Below are 14,485 nucleotides of genomic sequence, written 5' to 3' on the forward strand. Positions count from 1 at the left end.
ACAGCGATCTGTTCCACCGTCGCTCTATGGCTGAATGGATCGCGTCCGAGACCGGCTCTGGTCTCAGTCAGATATTCGAATCCTGTTCTAGCGAGGAGATGGGCACGTGACCATCCGCGTTGGTGTCAACGGCTTCGGCCGTATCGGCCGCAACTTCTTCCGGGCGGTTCTCGCCTCCGAGGCCGACATCGAAGTGGTCGCCTTCAACGACCTGGGCGACACCGAGACCATTGCAAACCTGCTGAAGTACGACAGCATCCTCGGCCGTCTGCCGTACGAGGTCAAGGTCGGCCCCGGCGAGATCACCGTCAACGGCAAGACCATCAAGGCGTTCGCCGAGCGCGACCCGGGCGCCCTGCCCTGGGGCGAGGTCGGCGCCGACGTCGTCATCGAGTCCACCGGCTTCTTCACCGACGGGACGAAGGCCGCGGCGCACCTCAAGGGCGGCGCCAAGAAGGTCATCATCTCCGCCCCGGCGAAGAACGACGACATCACCATCGTGATGGGCGTCAACCAGGACAAGTACGACGCCGAGAAGCACAACATCATCTCGAACGCCTCGTGCACCACGAACTGCCTGGCCCCCATGGCCAAGGTCATCAACGACGCCATCGGCATCGAAAAGGGCCTGATGACCACCATCCACGCCTACACGCAGGACCAGAACCTGCAGGACGGCCCGCACAAGGACCCGCGTCGCGCCCGCGCCGCGGCCCTGAACGTGGTGCCCACCACGACCGGCGCCGCCAAGGCCGTCGGCCTGGTGCTGCCCGAGCTCAACGGCAAGCTCGACGGCTACTCGCTGCGCGTCCCGGTCCCGACCGGCTCGATCACCGACCTCACCTTCGAGGCCTCCCGCGAGGTCACCGCCGAAGAGGTCAACCAGGCCCTCAAGGCCGCCGCCGAGGGCCCGCTCAAGGGCATCATGTCCTACACGGAGGACCCGATCGTCTCCAAGGACATCGAGACCGACCCGCACTCGTGCATCATCGACTCCAAGCTGACCAAGGCCATCGGCAACCAGGTCAAGGTCTTCGGCTGGTACGACAACGAGTGGGGCTTCTCCAACCGCCTCGTCGACCTCGTCAAGCTGGTCGGTTAACGGCCTGATGAAGACGCTCGACGAACTCCTGAAGGAGGGCGTCAACGGTCGGCGCGTCCTCGTGCGCGCCGACCTCAACGTTCCTCTCGACGGCAAGAACATCACCGACGACGGCCGCATCCGCGCCGTCGGGCCCACCGTCAAGGCGCTCGCCGAGGCCGGTGCCCGCGTCGTGGTGTGCTCCCACCTGGGCCGCCCCAAGGGCGAGCCGGACCCGGCGTTCTCGCTGGCCCCCGTGGCCCAGCGGCTCGGCGAGGTCCTGGGCCGCGAGGTCGCCCATGCGAGCGACACCGTCGGCGAGGACGCCGAGGCGAAGGCCGTCGCCCAGAGCGACGGCGACGTGCTGCTGCTGGAGAACCTGCGCTTCAACAAGGGCGAGACCAGCAAGGACGACACCGAGCGCGCCGAGTTCGCCGGCCAGCTGGCCGCCTTCGGCGACGTCTACGTCGACGACGCCTTCGGCGCGGTCCACCGCAAGCACGCCTCGGTCTACGACGTGGCGAAGCTCCTGCCGCACTACGCGGGCTGGCTCATCGCCAAAGAGGTCGAAGTCCTCTCCGGGCTCACCGGCGACCCCGAGCGCCCCTACGTGGTGGTGCTCGGCGGCGCCAAGGTCTCCGACAAGCTCGCCGTCATCGCCAACCTGCTCGGCAAGGTCGACACGCTCGTCATCGGCGGCGGCATGGCCTTCACCTTCCTCGCCGCCCAGGGCCACGAGGTCGGCAACTCGCTGCTGGAGAAGGACCAGATCGAGACCTGCAAGAACTACCTCGCCGAAGCCGAGAAGCTCGGCGTGGAGCTCCTGCTGCCGACCGACGTCGTCACCGCGGCCGAGTTCGCCGCCGACGCCGAGCCGCTTGAAGTGAGCGCCGACGCGATCCCCGAAGGCCGCATGGGCCTGGACATCGGGCCCGCATCGGCCCGGCTGTTCGCCGAGCGGATCGCCGCGGCGAAGACCGTGTTCTGGAACGGCCCGATGGGCGTCTTCGAGTTCCCCGACTACGCGAACGGCACCAAGACCGTCGCGCAGTCGCTCGTGGACTCCGACGCGTTCACCGTGGTCGGCGGCGGCGACTCCGCCGCCGCGGTCCGCACGCTCGGCCTGCCCGAAGACGGCTTCAGCCACATCTCCACCGGCGGGGGCGCCAGCCTCGAGTACCTCGAAGGCAAGACCCTGCCCGGCCTGGACGCACTGGAGGACTAGATGTCTGAAACCCGTAAGCCGCTCATCGCCGGCAACTGGAAGATGAACCTCAACCACCTCGAGGCGATCGCGCTCGTGCAGAAGCTGGCCTTCAGCCTCACGCCCGCGCAGCTCGAAGCGGTCGAGACCGTCGTCCTGCCGCCGTTCGTCGACATCCGCAGCGTGCAGACGCTCGTCGACGGCGACAAGCTGACCGTCGGCTACGGCGCCCAGGACGTGTCGGCGCACCCGTCCGGCGCGTACACCGGCGAGACCGCCGCGTCGATGCTGGCCAAGCTCGGCTGCTCCTACGTGACCGTGGGCCACTCCGAGCGCCGCCAGTACCACGAGGAGTCCGACGAGCTGGTGGCCGCGAAGGTCCGTCAGGCGCTGAACAACGGCATCAGCCCGATCCTGTGCGTCGGCGAGGCCCTGGACGTCCGCGAGGCCGGGAACCACGTGCCGCACACGGTGAGCCAGCTCCTGGCCGCCGTGGACGGGCTGAACGAGGAGGAACTCGCGAACGTCGTGGTGGCCTACGAGCCGGTCTGGGCGATCGGGACGGGCCGCACGGCCACGCCCGATGACGCCCAGGAGGTCATCGGGGCGCTGCGCGCGGCGCTGGGCGAGAAGTTCGGCGCAGTGGCCGAGCGGGTCCGGATCCTGTACGGCGGCTCGGTGAAGTCGGCGAACGTCGCCCAGATCATGGGCAAGCCGGACATCGACGGCGCCCTGGTGGGAGGCGCGAGCCTCGACGCCGAGGAGTTCGCCAAGATCGTTCGGTTCCCGGAGCACGCGAACGCTTAGGGATCGAAGACGCAGCTTGCGGGCGCGCAGCGCCCGCGGGCCAGAGACTGTGGGGCCGCTGTACAAAGGCGTACGGCGGCCCCGCACCCGTTTCCTGGATATCGATCGTCGTCGAGCTCGTGCGGGCGCGAGGACCGGCCTCACCTGCTTGCTCGCAGGCAGACCGATTCCGACGCAAACCGGCCCGTGAGCTAGACTCGGGGCCGGATCCACGCCCGCGTGGACGCCGAACTGTTGGAGAGGACACTCGATCGCCGATGATGACGGTATTGACTTACGCCCTGCTGATCGTCCTGCTGCTGACCAGCGCCGGTCTGATCATGCTGGTGCTGCTGCACAAGGGCAAGGGCGGCGGCCTGTCGAGCATGTTCGGCGGCGGCATGTCGTCGATGGCCTCGGGCTCCTCGGTGGCCGAGAAGAACCTCACGCGCATCACGATCGCCGTCGGTGTCATCTGGTTCGCCTGCGTGGTCGCCTACGGCCTGCTCCTGAGGTCGATGGTCTAGCCGCAAGAAGCTTTCCGAAGGCCCCGCCGAGCCCCGCTCGGCGGGGCCTTCGGCTCTCCGGGTTTCTCTGATGCGGCTCTCGATCCGTGATGTCATTCCCGGTATGAAAGCAGTGATACTGCCTCGTTACGGCGGGGCCCAAGACCTTGAAGTGGCCGATGTGCCGAAGCCGCCTTGCGGGCCGGGCGAGGTGCTCATCCGGCTCAAGGCGACCTCGGTCAATCCCGTCGACTGGCAGCTCGGGGCCGGGCGCCTCGATTCGATCATCCCGGGGGAGTTCCCGCTCATCCCCGGCTGGGACGCCGCCGGAACCGTCGTCGCGGCCGGTGCCGAGATCACCGACTACGCCGTCCTCGGCTACGTCCGCCGGCCCGTCGCCAAATGGGGCACCTACGCCGAGTACACCATCGCCGAGCCGCGCATGATCGCCCCCAAGCCCGCCTCCCTGGACTGGGACTCGGCCGCCGGGCTCTCGCTGGTCGGCCTCACCGCCGTCCAGACGCTCGACGCCGTCGCCGTCAAGGACGCCGACACGATCCTCATCCACGCCGCCGCCGGGGGAGTCGGCTCGATCGCCGTCCAGGTCGCCAAGGCCCGCGGCGCGCGCGTCATCGGCACCGCGTCGCCGCGCAACCGCGACTACCTCGTCGCGCTCGGCGCCGAACCGGTCGAGTACGGCGACGGCCTGCTGGAGCGGGTGCGGAGGCTCGCCCCGGACGGCATCGACGCGGCGCTCGACGCGATCGGCGGGGAGGAGATCGACCTGTCGATCGAGGCCGGGGCCGACCCCTCGCGGGTCGTCTCCATCGCCGACCCGAAGGTCCGCGAGAAGGGCGGCAAGTACGTCTTCATCGATCCGAGCAGCGCGGACCTGCGCACCCTCACCTCGCTCGCCGAGTCCAAGCAGCTCATCGTCCCCGTCTCGGCCACGTTCCCGCTCGAGCGGGCCGCCGAGGCGTGGGAGGCCAGCCAGACCGGCAAGGCCCGTGGAAAAATCGTCCTGAAGATCGCATAACAGGCTCACCCGTCGGCCCCGTGCGCGATCCGCTCGCGCACGGGGCTTGCTGAACTGGGCTTATGCCGACACGGACGGTATACATGGCACACTGCTGATACATCACCCGTATCGCCGCGCCACATGAACGATCCCCACATTAGAGAGTCCCTCATGTCTGACTCCTCCCCGGAACTCCGCCAGACCCTCAACCGCATCCGCGCCGAACTCAGGGGCGAAGCCCGCTCGGCGGCCCTGGAACAGCACGTCGAAGCCGTCGCCGCCGCCGCCGATCGACCACTGCTCAACGAAGCCCTCGCCGATCTGGTGAACTCCTACGAGTTCTCGATGGACGCCTCCCGCATCCTCGTGCCGTTCGCGAGGCTGCTGCACAACTACGACACCGCTCCCGAGCATTTCGACGCGAACACCACGCACCGCGTCTACTGGATGTTCAAATGGGTCGTCTACAAGATGATCGATCACCCCGACGTCCCGCTCGAATCCGTAGAGGAATGGCTGAGCCGATTCCGATCCCGCTATGCCGAAGCGGGCCACTCGCTGCACCCCGTCCACGAAGCCGAGCAAGAGCTTGCCGAGCACCTCGGCGACGCCGAACGCGCGGCGAAGGCCCTCGCCGCGATGAGCGCCGCCGAGCCCGACCACATGAGCAACTGCGAAGCGTGCCGCTGCCACAATCTGGGCCGGATCGTGGCCTTCGGCGGCGAACACGAGCGGGCCCTCGAACTGTGGAGTCCGGTCCTCGAAGGAAACCTCCGCTGCGCGCACGAACCGCACGCGGCGCTCGCGAGCTCACTGCTGTCACTGGTCGCCCTCGGCCGCCTCGACCAGGCCCGCGCCAACCACATGCGCGGCTACCTGATGGTCCGCGACAAGGACGACATGGTCTACGCCGTTGCCAAGCACCTGCGCTTCTGCGCGCTGACCGGAAACGAGGCGCGGGCGGTCGAGATCATCGCGGCCCACAGCCGCTTCTACGACCTCCCACTCTTCCTGCATGAGCGCCGCCACCTGCTCGAAGGCGTGCAGGTGACGTGCGAGGCCCTCATGAGCCGCGGCATGGGCGACGCGGAGGTCTCCGGGCCGGAGAGCCGCACCTGGCGGGCCGAGGACCTCCGCGCATGGGCCGACGCCGAACGGCGCGCCATCAACGAACGCTACGACCGGCGCAACGGCAACGACGCCCAGTCGCGACTCTCCGATGAACGGGCGGCGTTCGAGGCCACGCATCCGCACGTCCCCCTGGGACTCAAGACGCTGACGGACGTCCCGCCGCAGCGCACCCCCGTGCGGGACGAGCAGCCCTCGCCGGAGCGCTTCGCGGCCGCCCTCGCCGAGGCGCGCAAGGCGACCGCCGACTTCGCCGAAGGCAGCGACGAGTTGTGGCGGCGCGTGGACCGGCTCGCGCAGGGGCTCGGCACCGAGCTCGAACCCGCCGACCTCGCCGAAGTCCTCGTCTCCCGCATCGACCTCGACGCCGGGCTGGAGCCCGCGCTCGAACTGGCCGCGAAGGCCCGCGAGGCGTTCCTCGCGGCAGGACTCGAAGGCAGGGCCCTCAGCGGCCAAGCCTCGGTCCTCGTCTGGAGTGTCCAGGCCGACCCCGAAGCGGTGCCCGCGGAGGCACGGCGCATTCTCGACGAGGCGCAGCGCCTCGCCGCCACCGATCCGGTGAACGCCGTCCGGGCCCGAGCGCTCACCCACATCGCGCTCCTGGAGCACTGCCGCCTCGGCGGCGGGGGCCCCGATGGCGAACTGCGCTCGGCCGTCGCAGCGGTCGACGCCGCCCTCGCCGAGCTGCCCGACGAGCCGCGAGCCGGGCAGATCCGGGCGAGGCTGACGTTGACGCTGGCGTCCATGGAGACGGAGTTCGAGCCGCGCATCGCCCTGATGGGGGCGGCGTTCGAGCAGGCGTCATCGGGGGACCACCCCTTCGAGACCTTCCTCAGCGCGGGCGAATACGCCTCGATGCTCAACATGTCCGGCCGGTTCGAGGAGGGCCTGGAGGTCGCCGAGACCGGCATCGCCCGCGTCAAGCCCGACCTTCCGGCGTTCCCGGTCGCCGCGATCCACCTCACCGCCACCGAATGCGCGGTGAACCTCGGGCGCTGGGCCGCCGCCGAACGCCACGCGGTGCAGGCCGCCGCCCACTACGACCGGGCTCATGAGACCGGCTGCGCCGGTGTCGCCAGGCACCTCATGGGCCTCGCCCTGGCCTCGCAGGACCGCCACGCGGAGGCGGTCGTCATGTTCGAGGCCGCGCTGGCCGACCTGCCGTCCATGCACGAAGACGAGCACTGGCGGCTCGTCGACGCGCGGTTCCTGCTCGCGGAGGCATACGAGCGCCTGTGGGATCCCCGAAACGGCTCCGAGCACGCCCTGGAGGCCCTGCGCCTCGTGGACGGCGGCCTCGCCCACCCGAACCCGACCGTCTACCCGCGGGCCGCGCACCTGGCGGGTGTGCTCCTCAGAGGGATCGGCGAGAAGAATGCGGCCGTCGAGTGCTTCCACCGCGCCGAGGCCTCATGGCGGAAGCTCCAGGCGCTCCCGGCGGCCGCGAACTCGATCCGGGCCGCGGTATGGGTGGCCATAGACGGCGAGGACGATTCCGATCTCCGACCGGGTTCGGCGACCATGACCTCGCTGGCCGACGAACTCCGTGCCGACTGGACCAATGAGGAACTGCCGCCCGAATACCGCGAAGCGTGCCGTGGAGAACTGGCGGAGACGCTGATCCAGCACGCCGATTTCCTCGGCAGCGAGACCGCGTCGTCACCGCTGCTGAAAACGGCGCTGTCGGTAGCCGAAGAGGGCGAATTCCTCGCGCTGACGGTGTTCAACGCCACGTATCGGCTGATGCACCTGCTTGAGGAGGCCGGGGACCTCGACGAGGCTCGGGCCTGCGCCGATGTGACCCTGAAGAAGCTCGGTGCCGCCGAACACAAGCGGCTTCGCGCCGGAATCAAGAGCCACCGCCGCCGATTGGGAGATGCGATTGGACAGTGAATCGCATTGCCGAATGCGGCGCATTCCGGACGGGTGAATCCGCGAGAGCGATTCATGAATGTCTTTACAACGTGTGCGCTGCGTCATAGAATTTGCTGGAGCGGTCCCCCTGCCGCTCCGGCCAGTGACCCACGGTGACGTTCGCGGCGCCGTGCCTTCGCATGGCCGCTATCCACAGAAGATCCCCCATCTGTGAGGAGCGATCACACATATGTCCAACGGACACGCCATCCGTGGCACTCGCATCGGCGCGACATCCGGACTCCACTCGGAACGCGGCGAGCCGGTGGCCCGGCAGAACGTGAGTTACTGGTGCGCCAACGGACACGAGACCGTCCGGTTCTTCGCGCTCTATGTCGATGTCCCGGCCGAATGGGATTGCACCTGCTGCGGTTGGCCGGCCAGCCGCGACCAGGCCAATCCTCCGGAACGTCGCACCGTCAAACCGTACAAGACACACCTCACGTATGTCCGCGAGCGCCGCACCGAGGAGGAGGCCGAAGACCTCCTCGCCGAGGCGCTCGCCGCTCGCGCCGCCAGCCGCGGCGAACGACTCTGAAAAGGCACGAATGCAACGGCCGCCGACGCTGGTTGGGCAACGGCGGCGCGCATCGGCGGTCGACAGTCCGGACCGCCACGCCGTGAGCGGCTTCCTGGTGGGGGAGGCCCTGGAGGACAACCGAACAGCGGCACACCGGTAGGAACCGCCGAGAGAGTGTCCGTTCCCCGCGAGGGAACGAGCGAGGGGCCGGGCGATCATCGCGATCGCCCGGCCCCTCGCCGCTGTGTCAGAGCCGCTGTCTCAGAACTCCAGATGCTTCAGCTCCGCCGCGGCGTCGGCGTCGAGCAGCCAGCGCGTCTGGGCCTGCGCCCGCACCCGCCCGGCCGGAAGGTCCGGCCCCGACAACGCCTCGGCCACCGCCTGAGATTTGCCCGAACCGGAGGCGACGATCCACACCGACTCGGCGCCGTTGATCGCCGGCAGCGTCAGCGACACGCGCTCGGGCGGCGGCTTCGGCGAGTCGTGCACGCCCACCGCCGGGTCGCCTGACGCCGCCAGCGCCGGATTGCCCGGGAACAGCGACGCCACGTGCCCGTCCTCGCCGATGCCCAGCAGTACCAGGTCGAACGGCGGCACGCCCGCACCGCGCGCTACAGCATCGAGTTCGGCGTTGTAGACCGCCGCGGCCTCCTCCGGCGTGCCGACCACGTCGGCGGCGGCCATCGGGTGGACCCGCTCCGGATCGACCGGCAGCGCGTCCAAGAACGCCTCCCGCGCCTGCGTCTCGTTGCGCTCGGCGTCGCCCGAAGGCAGGAACCGCTCGTCGCCCCACCAGAAGTCGACCTTCGACCAGTCCACGATGCCCTTGATGCGCGAGGTCAGCACGTACCCGTACACCTTCGCGGCGATCCGCCCGCCGGTCAGCACGACCGACGCCTCGCCGCGGTGGGCCTGCGCGTCGGCCAGCCGGTTGATGAGCCGCGCCGCCACCGCTTCGGCCAGGACCTCGGCGTCCTCGTGGACGATCACCGCGTTGCCGCGGCTCATGCGGACGCCTCGGCGGGCTCGTGGTGCTCCCGGAACGTGTCCAGGACGTGCTTGTAAGCCGTATCGGGGTCGATGTGCCGCAGCTCCTCGGCCAGCAGCTGGCCGAGCGTGCGCCCCTGGAGCAGCTGGCGCCGCTTCGGCATGCCCGCCTGGCGCAGCACGGTCTCGCCGTCGGCCTTGCGCTCGATCTCCATCGTCTCGCCGTTCGCCATCGTGAACGCCACCGACGCGATCGCCGGGAGGTGCTCGGAGTTGCGTTCGACGTCGGTGTCGACGATCCGCGGCTCCACCCCGAGCCGGGTGTGGAGCCACGCGGCCATCAGCTGCGCCGACGGATCCTGGCGGTCGGCCGCGATGTCGATGCCCCGCACCTCGGCCGAGACGCCGTCGAAGGCGCTGGCGATGAGCGAGCGCCACAGCGTGATCCGCGTCCAGCAGATGTCGGTGTCACCGCCCACGTAGGTCACCGCGCGCCGGTACAGCGACTCGACCGGGTCGGTGGCCCTGGCCGAGTAGGTGATGCGGCGGTCGGCGAAGGAGCGCAGCTCCTGCTCCAGGCCGTAGCGCACCGGGTCGAGCAGCCACCAGGTCACCACCGGGATGTCCGGCGCCAGCATCGGCAGCACGATCGACGACACGTGCGCCGTCGCCGGGCCGTCGAGCCGGAGGATGATCGCCTCGGCCGCGCCCAGTCGCTCCCCGAGTGTGACCTCGGCGTCGATGCGCGGCTCCACGGCGTCGGTGTCGCGCGGGATGACCATGATCAGCCGGTACGGGTGCTCCTGGGCCGCCTCCGAGGCGGCCTGCTCGACCTCCTCGCGCTCGTCCTCGGTGGTCAGCGCCACCAGATTGAGCGCCAGGCTCGAGGTGCCGCCGACGTCGTGCAGCAGCTCGGCGAGCGCCTTCATGATCTCGCCGGTCGTGGTGTCCTTCAAGTGCATTACCGGGCCCCTCTCGCGGCGGGTACTTCGATCGCGGACATGTGCCGTGCCCTTCCTACGCCCGCCGCCAGCGCCGGCCCGACGCCTGCAGCATGAGGTCGGCGCCCGTCGGCCCCCACGTCCCGGACTCGTAGGCCTCCGGCTTGGTGCCGGCCCAGAACTCCTCGAGCGGGTCGATGACGGCCCACGAGGCGTCCACCTCGTTCGCGTCGGGGAACAGGGTCTTGTCGCCGAGCATGACGTCCAGGATGAGCCGCTCGTACGCCTCCGGGCTCGACTCGGTGAACGTCTCGCCGTAGCCGAAGCCCATGGTGATGTCGCGCAGCTCCATGCCCGTGCCCGGCACCTTGGAGCCGAACTTGACGGTGACGCCCTCGTCCGGCTGGACGCGGATGACCAGCTGGTTGTTGCCGAGGATCTGCGTGTCGTAGTCGGCGAACGGCATGTGCGGGGCCTCCTTGAAGACCACCGCGATCTCGGTGACCCGCTTGGGGAGCCGCTTGCCGGTGCGCAGGTAGAACGGGACGCCGTTCCACCGGCGGTTCTGGATGCCGATCTGCACCGCCGCGTACGTCTCGGTCGTGGAGTCGTCCGGGATGTTCGCCTCGGCGTGGTAGCCCTCGACCGGACGGCCCTGGACCCACCCGTCGGTGTACTGGCCGCGGATGGCCGTGGCCTCCAGGTCGTCGCAGAGCTTGATGGCGCGCAGCACCTTGAGCTTCTCGACGCGGATCTCCTCGGCGTCGAAGCCCACCGGCTGCTCCATCGCGGTCAGCGCCAAGAGCTGGAGCACGTGGTTCTGGAGGACGTCGCGGGCGGCGCCGTTGTCGTCGTAGAACCCCGCGCGCGTGCCGATGCCGACGTCCTCGGCCATCGTGATCTGCACGTGGTCGACGTAGTTGGAGTTCCAGATCGGCTCGAACATCGCGTTGGCGAACCGCAGCGCGAAGATGTTCTGGACGGTCTCCTTGCCCAGGTAGTGGTCGATGCGGAACACGTCGGGGGCGGTGAAGACCCGGTCGACCAGGTCGTTGAGCTCGTGGGCGGAGTCCCGGTCCGAGCCGAACGGCTTCTCGACCACGACGCGGCGCCAGCCGCCGCCGTCCTGGCGGTTGTCGGACATGCCGGTGCGCTTGAGCTGCTTGAGCACCGTCGGGAACGCCCCCGGCGGGATCGAGAAGTAGAACGCGGCGTTGCCGGGGATGCCGTGCGAATCGCGCAGCTCGTCCACCGTCGCGTCGAGGCGGTCGAACGCGTCGTCGTCGTCGAACGTCCCGGGCACGAACTTGAAGTTGCCGCACAGCCGGTCCCACACGTCCTCGCGCCACGGCGTGCGCGCGTGGGACTTCGCGGCCTCCCGCGCCATCTCCTCGAACGTGCCGTGGCTCCAGTCGCGGCGGGCGAACCCGACGATCACGAACGAGGCCGGGAGCAGCCCGCGGTTGGCCAGGTCGTAGATCGCCGGGATGAGCTTCTTCCGCGCCAGGTCGCCGGTGACGCCGAAGATGACCAGCGCGCACGGCTCGGGGATCCGCGGCAGCCGCCGGTCCGCGGGATCGCGAAGAGGATTCTGCAGTGCGACGTCGTCGAAGCCCATCGCTAGCTCAACTCCCTCACGGCGTGGAGCAGCTGGTTGATGCCCCGCTTGCGGTCGGTCAGGTGCAGGCGCACCAGCGGCCGGTTCCTCGACTCCAGCGCCTGGCGGTCGCCCGCGGCCTGCGCGGCCTGGAGACCGGCGAACGTGTAGTCCTTGCCCGGGATCTCCAGGTCCTCGCCGACGGCGCCGGTGATCTGGAGGAACACGCCGGTCTGGCGGCCGCCCTTGTGGAACTGGCCGGTCGAGTGCAGGAAGCGCGGCCCCCAGCCCCACGTGACCGGCGCGCCGGTCCGCTCGGCGAGCGCGGCGCGCAGCTGCTCGAGTGGGGCGTCGTCGATCCGGTCGAGGTAGGCCATGACGGCGACGTACGCGTCATCGGTGTCAGCGTCGACGAGCAGCTCGCCGATCGCCCCGCCGACGCTCCTGGCGTGGCTGCCGTAGATCTCGATCTCGCCGTCCACGGCGCTCGGGCGCTCGTCCGGCAGGCCCTCGTCGAGCAGCCGGTTCGTGTTCTCCTTGGACTCGGTCACGTTCGGCTGGTTGAACGGGTCGATCCCGATCAGGTACCCGGCGTAGGCCGTGGCGACCTCCCAGCACAGGAACTGCGCGCCGAGCGGCCCGTTGACCACCGTGTCCGGCATCGCCAGGTGCGAGCCGGCGTTCGGCAGCCCCGTCGAGGAGCCGCCGACGGTGGCGTAGACCCGGTCGGCGCCGCGCGAGCCCGCCGCGCCGGGGCCCTCCAGGACGACCGGCAGCGTGCCCTTGCCGTCCTTGCCGAGGGACTCGGCGATGAGCTGCTCGGCCCAGTCGCCCAGGCCGACGATGCCGGTGCCGTCGTCGGCGATGGTGATCGTCGGCTGCGCGGCGATGACCGCGCCGAGCACCACCGCCGGGTTGTCCTCCTCGCTGGTGATCGAGGCGGCGAACGTCTCGGCCTGCTCGATGAGCTCGGCGATGTTCGCCCCGGCCAGCGCGGTGGGCACGAGCCCGAACGCGGTCAGCGCCGAGTAGCGCCCGCCGACGTTCGCGTCGGCCAGGAACAGGTGCGAGCCGGTCTCGTTCGCGAGCGCCTCGAAGCGCGAGCCGGGGTCGGTGACGAACACGAACCGGTTCGCGAAGTCCTCGATGCCCACGCCCCTGAACGCGGCCTCGAAGGCGCGCCGCTGGGAGTCGGTCTCGACCGTCGAGCCGGACTTGGAGGAGACGACCACGGCGGTGCGCCGCAGCGACTCCTCGCCGATCTCGGCCAGGATCTGGCCCGGGTCGGTGGTGTCCAGGACGCTGAGCCCCAGGTCCAGCGTCCGCGAGATGACCTCGGGCGCCAGCGAGGACCCGCCCATGCCGCACAGCGCGATGTGGTCGATGCCCTGCTCGTGGAACTCGGCGCGCAGCTTCGCCAGCGGAGCGACGAGCTCCTTGGACCGCTCGAAGGTGTCGATCCAGCCCAGCCGGATCGCCGCCTCCTCCTGGGCCGCCGGGCCCCAGAGGGTCGCGTCCTTCGCCGCGAGCTTCGCCGGGACGCCTTCGCCCCGGAGACGGTCGACCGCCGCGTTCACGTCCACGCCGGTCGTGACCGCCAGGCCTCCGGCGGCTTCCATCTTCCCCATCATTCGCCTATCCTCGGTTCTCGTCATCTGCGAGCGCTGTGAGCTTGGATTCCACTTCGGCCAGCAGGTCGTTCCAGCTGGCGGCGAACTTGTCGACGCCCTCGTCCTCGAGCACCTGGACGACGTCGTCGTAGTCGACGCCGACCCGCGCCAGGTCCTCCATGACCTTGGCGGCGTCCGCGTAGTTGGGGCGAATGGTGTCGTCCTCGACCACGCCGTGGTCGGCGAAGTCCTCCATGGTCCCCTCGGGCATGGTGTTGACGCAGTTCGGCGCGATGAGCTGCTCGACGTACATCACGTCGCGGTAGTCGGGGTCCTTGACCGACGTCGAGGCCCACAGCGGGCGCTGCGGCTTGGCGCCGAAGGAGGACAGCCCGACCCACCTCGGGGTCGTGAAGACCTCCTCGTACGCCTGGTACGCCAGGCGGGCGTTCGCGATCGCGGCCTTGCCCTTGAGGGACTTGGCCTCGTCGGTGCCGATGGCATCGAGCCGCTTGTCGATCTCGGTGTCCACGCGGGAGACGAAGAACGAGGCCACCGACTGGATGGTGCTCAGGTCGTGGCCCGCCTCGCGGGCGGCCTCCATTCCCGCCAGGAACGCCTCCATGACCTCCCGGTAGCGGTCCAGCGAGAAGATCAGCGTCACGTTCACGCTGATCCCGGCGGCCAGCGTCGCGGTGATGGCCGGCAGGCCCTCCTTGGTGGCGGGGATCTTGATCATCAGGTTGGGGCGGTCGACCGCCCACCACAGCGCCTTCGCCTCGGCGATCGTCGTCGCCGCGTCGTGCGCCAGTCGCGGGTCCACCTCGAGCGAGACGCGCCCGTCGGTGCCGCTGTCGCTCTCGTAGGCCTCCCGCAGGACGTCGCACGCCCAGCGGATGTCGTAGGTGGTGATCGAGCGGACCGCCTCCTCGACCTTCACCTTGCGGCGGGCGAGCTCGGCGATCTGCTCGTCGTAGGCCCCGCCCTTGGAGACGGCCTTGGCGAAGATCGTCGGGTTCGACGTCACCCCCACCAGGCTGCGGGTGTCGATGAGCTCGGCGAGATTGCCGCTCTCGAGCCGCTCGCGCGAGATGTCGTCGAGCCACACCGAGATGCCGGCCGCCGACAGGGCGGCGAGGTTCTGATTGGTGCTCACTGGTTCCTCCAGCCGATCTGGATAGTCCTCTGTGGCT

General features: G+C 69.7%; 12 protein-coding genes. 7 read left to right on the top strand and 5 right to left on the bottom strand.

The annotated features are described in order from the left end of the window. Nucleotides 1-106: 106 nt before the first annotated feature. From gap to H613_RS0105510, 7 genes are all read left to right on the top strand, one after another. Nucleotides 107-1,102, top strand: coding sequence for a type I glyceraldehyde-3-phosphate dehydrogenase (gene gap, locus H613_RS0105480; protein ID WP_026923026.1), 996 nt, complete (start codon nt 107-109; stop codon nt 1,100-1,102). Between the two features lie 7 nt (nt 1,103-1,109). Next, entirely contained in the window at nt 1,110-2,306 is a 1,197-nt protein-coding gene (locus tag H613_RS0105485; protein ID WP_026923027.1) for a phosphoglycerate kinase, read from the top strand. Further along, entirely contained in the window at nt 2,307-3,092 is a 786-nt protein-coding gene (gene tpiA / locus H613_RS0105490; RefSeq protein ID WP_026923028.1) for a triose-phosphate isomerase, read from the top strand. It begins immediately after the preceding gene. A gap of 260 nt (nt 3,093-3,352) precedes the next feature. Next, complete coding sequence (gene secG, locus H613_RS0105495) at nt 3,353-3,598, top strand: preprotein translocase subunit SecG (protein ID WP_211234720.1); 246 nt, start codon at nt 3,353-3,355, stop codon at nt 3,596-3,598. A gap of 103 nt (nt 3,599-3,701) precedes the next feature. Continuing rightward, a complete protein-coding gene (locus H613_RS0105500) occupies nt 3,702-4,613 on the top strand; it encodes an NADP-dependent oxidoreductase (protein ID WP_026923030.1) in 912 nt (303 codons plus the stop codon). Nucleotides 4,614-4,766: 153 nt separating this feature from the next. Beyond that, entirely contained in the window at nt 4,767-7,616 is a 2,850-nt protein-coding gene (locus H613_RS0105505) for a hypothetical protein (protein ID WP_026923031.1), read from the top strand. Nucleotides 7,617-7,827: 211 nt separating this feature from the next. Next, the gene (locus H613_RS0105510; RefSeq protein WP_026923032.1) at nt 7,828-8,175 is read left to right on the top strand and encodes an RNA polymerase-binding protein RbpA; all 348 of its coding nucleotides are present in this window, start codon (nt 7,828-7,830) and stop codon (nt 8,173-8,175) included. Nucleotides 8,176-8,418: 243 nt separating this feature from the next. Here the strand turns inward: H613_RS0105510 and pgl are convergent, their stop codons facing one another. The 5 genes from pgl to tal are packed head-to-tail and all read right to left on the bottom strand — an operon-like array spanning nt 8,419 to nt 14,448. Further along, nucleotides 8,419-9,165, bottom strand: a complete 747-nt coding sequence (gene pgl / locus H613_RS0105515) for a 6-phosphogluconolactonase (protein ID WP_026923033.1) — start codon at nt 9,163-9,165, stop codon at nt 8,419-8,421. Further along, on the bottom strand, nt 9,162-10,106 hold the full coding sequence (locus H613_RS24565) for a glucose-6-phosphate dehydrogenase assembly protein OpcA (protein ID WP_051392984.1): 945 nt from the start codon (nt 10,104-10,106) through the stop codon (nt 9,162-9,164). Before H613_RS24565 ends, pgl begins: the two co-directional genes overlap by 4 nt. 55 nt (nt 10,107-10,161) lie before the next feature. After that, the gene (gene zwf / locus H613_RS0105525; RefSeq protein ID WP_439330238.1) at nt 10,162-11,682 is read right to left on the bottom strand and encodes a glucose-6-phosphate dehydrogenase; all 1,521 of its coding nucleotides are present in this window, start codon (nt 11,680-11,682) and stop codon (nt 10,162-10,164) included. Nucleotides 11,683-11,705: 23 nt separating this feature from the next. Continuing rightward, the gene (locus H613_RS0105530; protein ID WP_026923035.1) at nt 11,706-13,310 is read right to left on the bottom strand and encodes a phosphoglucose isomerase-related protein; all 1,605 of its coding nucleotides are present in this window, start codon (nt 13,308-13,310) and stop codon (nt 11,706-11,708) included. Nucleotides 13,311-13,317: 7 nt separating this feature from the next. Continuing rightward, a complete protein-coding gene (tal, locus tag H613_RS0105535; protein ID WP_026923036.1) occupies nt 13,318-14,448 on the bottom strand; it encodes a transaldolase in 1,131 nt (376 codons plus the stop codon). Between the last annotated feature and the right edge of the window lie 37 nt (nt 14,449-14,485).

This window comes from Glycomyces arizonensis DSM 44726 (assembly GCF_000482705.1).
GTDB classification, from domain to species: Bacteria; Actinomycetota; Actinomycetes; order Mycobacteriales; family Micromonosporaceae; genus Glycomyces; species Glycomyces arizonensis.

What these genes read in the sequence shown, in the direction of transcription:
- H613_RS0105505 (WP_026923031.1), top strand. Translation starts at nt 4,767, where the DNA reads ATGTCTGACTCCTCCCCGGAACTCCGCCAGACCCTCAACCGCATCCGC.
- secG (WP_211234720.1), top strand. Translation starts at nt 3,353, where the DNA reads ATGACGGTATTGACTTACGCCCTGCTGATCGTCCTGCTGCTGACCAGC.
- H613_RS24565 (WP_051392984.1), bottom strand. Translation starts at nt 10,106, where the DNA reads ATGCACTTGAAGGACACCACGACCGGCGAGATCATGAAGGCGCTCGCC.
- H613_RS0105510 (WP_026923032.1), top strand. Translation starts at nt 7,828, where the DNA reads ATGTCCAACGGACACGCCATCCGTGGCACTCGCATCGGCGCGACATCC.
- H613_RS0105530 (WP_026923035.1), bottom strand. Translation starts at nt 13,310, where the DNA reads ATGGGGAAGATGGAAGCCGCCGGAGGCCTGGCGGTCACGACCGGCGTG.
- H613_RS0105500 (WP_026923030.1), top strand. Translation starts at nt 3,702, where the DNA reads ATGAAAGCAGTGATACTGCCTCGTTACGGCGGGGCCCAAGACCTTGAA.
- pgl (WP_026923033.1), bottom strand. Translation starts at nt 9,165, where the DNA reads ATGAGCCGCGGCAACGCGGTGATCGTCCACGAGGACGCCGAGGTCCTG.
- tpiA (WP_026923028.1), top strand. Translation starts at nt 2,307, where the DNA reads ATGTCTGAAACCCGTAAGCCGCTCATCGCCGGCAACTGGAAGATGAAC.
- H613_RS0105485 (WP_026923027.1), top strand. Translation starts at nt 1,110, where the DNA reads ATGAAGACGCTCGACGAACTCCTGAAGGAGGGCGTCAACGGTCGGCGC.